The sequence below is a fragment of the Mycobacterium sp. genome, assembly GCF_050701675.1.
Classification (GTDB): Bacteria; Actinomycetota; Actinomycetes; order Mycobacteriales; family Mycobacteriaceae; genus Mycobacterium.
Window position 1 is genome coordinate 1 of the sequence record NZ_JBOGDD010000813.1, and the last position, 2,738, is coordinate 2,738.

Annotated in this window: 3 protein-coding genes; all 3 read left to right on the forward strand. The window is 62.1% G+C overall.

Going from position 1 to position 2,738, the window contains the following annotated elements; translation table 11 throughout:
- Positions 1 to 330, forward strand: a 330-nt coding sequence (locus ACRDUX_RS24885) for a D-arabinono-1,4-lactone oxidase (RefSeq protein ID WP_526417528.1), incomplete at its 5' end; no start/stop codon positions are given.
- A 718-nt stretch (positions 331 to 1,048) separates the two neighbouring features.
- The gene (locus ACRDUX_RS24890) at positions 1,049 to 1,648 is read left to right on the forward strand and encodes a TetR/AcrR family transcriptional regulator (protein WP_526417530.1); all 600 of its coding nucleotides are present in this window, start codon (positions 1,049 to 1,051) and stop codon (positions 1,646 to 1,648) included.
- 450 nt (positions 1,649 to 2,098) lie between these two features.
- Entirely contained in the window at positions 2,099 to 2,725 is a 627-nt protein-coding gene (locus ACRDUX_RS24895; protein ID WP_526417533.1) for a 3,4-dihydroxy-2-butanone-4-phosphate synthase, read from the forward strand.
- Positions 2,726 to 2,738 lie beyond the last annotated feature (13 nt).

The following is a 2,738-nucleotide window of genomic DNA, read 5'->3' on the forward strand; positions in this document are numbered from 1 at the left end:
CTCTTGGACACATATCCAGACGTCTATCCCGTCGAATTCCGGACCGTGAAGGGCGAGCCAGGCATGCTCGCGCCAGCACATGGCCGTGACAGCGTAGCCATTGGTCTGTGTCGGACTCTGAGCAATCCCGACAACGACAAATTCTTCCGTGGGATCCATGACGTTCTAGCAGAATTTGAGGCGCGGCCACATTGGGGCAAGGGCCACATGATGACCGCTGAACGCGCGGCCGCAGTGTTTCCCCGCTACCACGACTTCGTTGCGATTCGGCGGGAGCTCGATCCGAGTGGCACCTTCTTGAACGAGCATCTCAGGGGGCTCGTCGAGTAAGGATGGTGCCCCGGGTTGCACGAGCATGGGCTGAGCTTGGGGCACTCGCCGCAGGTTGATGACGCGTTGGTCGGCTCGGTGGTGGCCGCGCTGTGCCCAAACAGTCCGCTGGGATGGCATGAGAAGTGTTGCGCCTCAGGGGCGAGTCTTACTGGATCAAAGACCGCGTTCCCCGGCAGAGTCCCGGGATCGACAGGCTTTGATCACGCGGCAGCTAGTCCCGTGAGGAGACACCTCGGCCAAGGTGTCGCACTCGGGGGACCGCCGCGCCATGGACGTAAGTCGGTCGTGACGCAGTTCGTGACGCAGTCGGCTCGCCGAGTCCGTCCCGCGAATCAGCTCATTTCGACCTCACCGCCCGTCCAGCCGTTGGCCCGGCTCAGATTGCCCTCCTGGAGGCCAGCGGCTGACAGGCTGAAGTCCCGGAACGGCACGACCACCAGGCGACTGCCCTGGCGTTATCCCGACGGGGACAGGGCTTCAGCGAGGCCTCCATCTCCCCAGCGATGCCTGACCGGATCGTGCATCATGCTGAAGGCATCGTTCTCAAGGCGACTGTCGGCCCCTGAGCCACATACTCACATTTCGCCCAGAGCCCGACACTGATCGATCATCGAATCGCGTGTGCGTAATCTGTGGGTAGCTAGCACCTAGCGGTTCGGGCTGCCCGCGTCACCGGCGGCGACCCACCCAGCTAGGTTAGGAGGGTAGTGGGACCATGGCGCATGTACCGAGCGCGGACCGTCGGCAACAATTCATCGAGGCCGCAAGTCGCGTCATCGAGCAGCACGGAGTCGCCCGCGCGACCACACGCAGAATCGCAGACGAGGCGGGTGCGCCACTTGCCGCCCTGCATTATTGCTTTAGCACCAAAGAAGAGCTATTCGAGGCGGTTTCGGCGACGACCGGCTGGTCGGATCTCGCTCCGGCGATGGAGAACGTCCACCCCGGCATGGGTATAGCGGCCGCAGTTGACGTGCTGTTGCAGTCGACGGCGAAGTACATCTCCGCAAATCTCGCCGCAGAGCTGGGCGAAATCGAAATCTCCGTGTGGGCACTCCGCTCGGGGCGTCCCGAAATGCCCCGGCGAGTCTACGACGCCTGGCTAGGGCTCGCTGAAAGTGCCTTGGAGGACGCCCGCGCAGAAGACGAACAGGACCAGGACATCGCGGCCATCACGCGGCTGGTCACGAACTTGTTAGATGGATGCGTTCGGGCGGACCTCATGACTAATCGCCAATCTCTCGAGGAATCTGCGGAGGTTGCCAGTCGCACCATTGCGGCGGCGATCGCTGCCGGAGTATTCCGCCGTAGCTGAGATTTTCCGACCCAGCTGATACGAACCGCCAACTCCCGACGCCTGCGTGCTTCGGGTTTGCGGTTCAACGCGGATAGCCGGGGCTGGCGCCTGCGTGCCCGCGGCCCAACGGTCCAGGCCTAGTTGCGGTCCGACTCCCGTACCCGATCGCGGCTCCCGGCTGCTGAAGCCCGCGGCATTTTGTTCGAACCGATTAACCCTCTCGTCTTGACAGGGATGTGCGCAGGCCACATGATCTCAGTCAGACGAATTAGTCAATTGACTCAATCAAGTGATTCGACGATGGCCGGGTAACCCTGGTCGGGATCTCTTTGGCGAATTGGATGAAACACCAGTCGGCATACTGCGATTTGAGACAAGAACGGTGCGACCATGCGAAGTCAATTGAGCCCGAGGCCGGTGCCTAAGGCGGTCCGGGTGCAACACCGCGGCACCGAGTGTGACTCGGCAATGTCGGCGTTCAAGCAAGGCCAGCCGATCGTGACGGCAAGTCCAGACGGGTGTGATCTCGTAGCCCTCGCGTCAAAGGCGAGTACGGATTCGACGACGTTCCTGATCCGCTATGGCAGCGGCTTCATCACCGTCGCCACGAGGGCCGACCGCCTCGCGGAATTGGGTTTGCCTGCGCTGACGGTCGGCAACGGCGGCCGCCGCGGCCCCGCGCTCCATGTCGCAGTCGACGCTTCCGTGGGCGTGACTACCGGAATCTCGGATCATGATCGAGCGCTGACGATCCGGATCTTGTCTGAATCGTCGGTTGCCCCAGAAGACTTCATGCGACCAGGGGTCACGCACCCACCCGATGTGCCATCTGGTATCCACGGAAGAAGCAGGCGGGCAGCGTATTACGGCTCACTGCTAGCTGGTGTTCAGGGTGCACACACGTACGCGGGGCTGGGCGGCGGCCGCCACGATGCAACCGCGGCGGAACGAATTCGCAAAACCCACGACGTTGTCGCTTACCGAAGTCCTACAACCTGTGAGGCAGATCGTATGACGAGATCATCGGACAGAATCTCCAACCAACGGCATGCCATCACCTGTACACGCCATTCAAAGGTTGAGGCGGCCAAATGAATCGAGACACGAC

Excerpts from the sequence above, each read along its gene's own strand:
- ACRDUX_RS24890 (WP_526417530.1), top strand. The coding sequence starts at position 1,049 with ATGGCGCATGTACCGAGCGCGGACCGTCGGCAACAATTCATCGAGGCC.
- ACRDUX_RS24895 (WP_526417533.1), top strand. The coding sequence starts at position 2,099 with ATGTCGGCGTTCAAGCAAGGCCAGCCGATCGTGACGGCAAGTCCAGAC.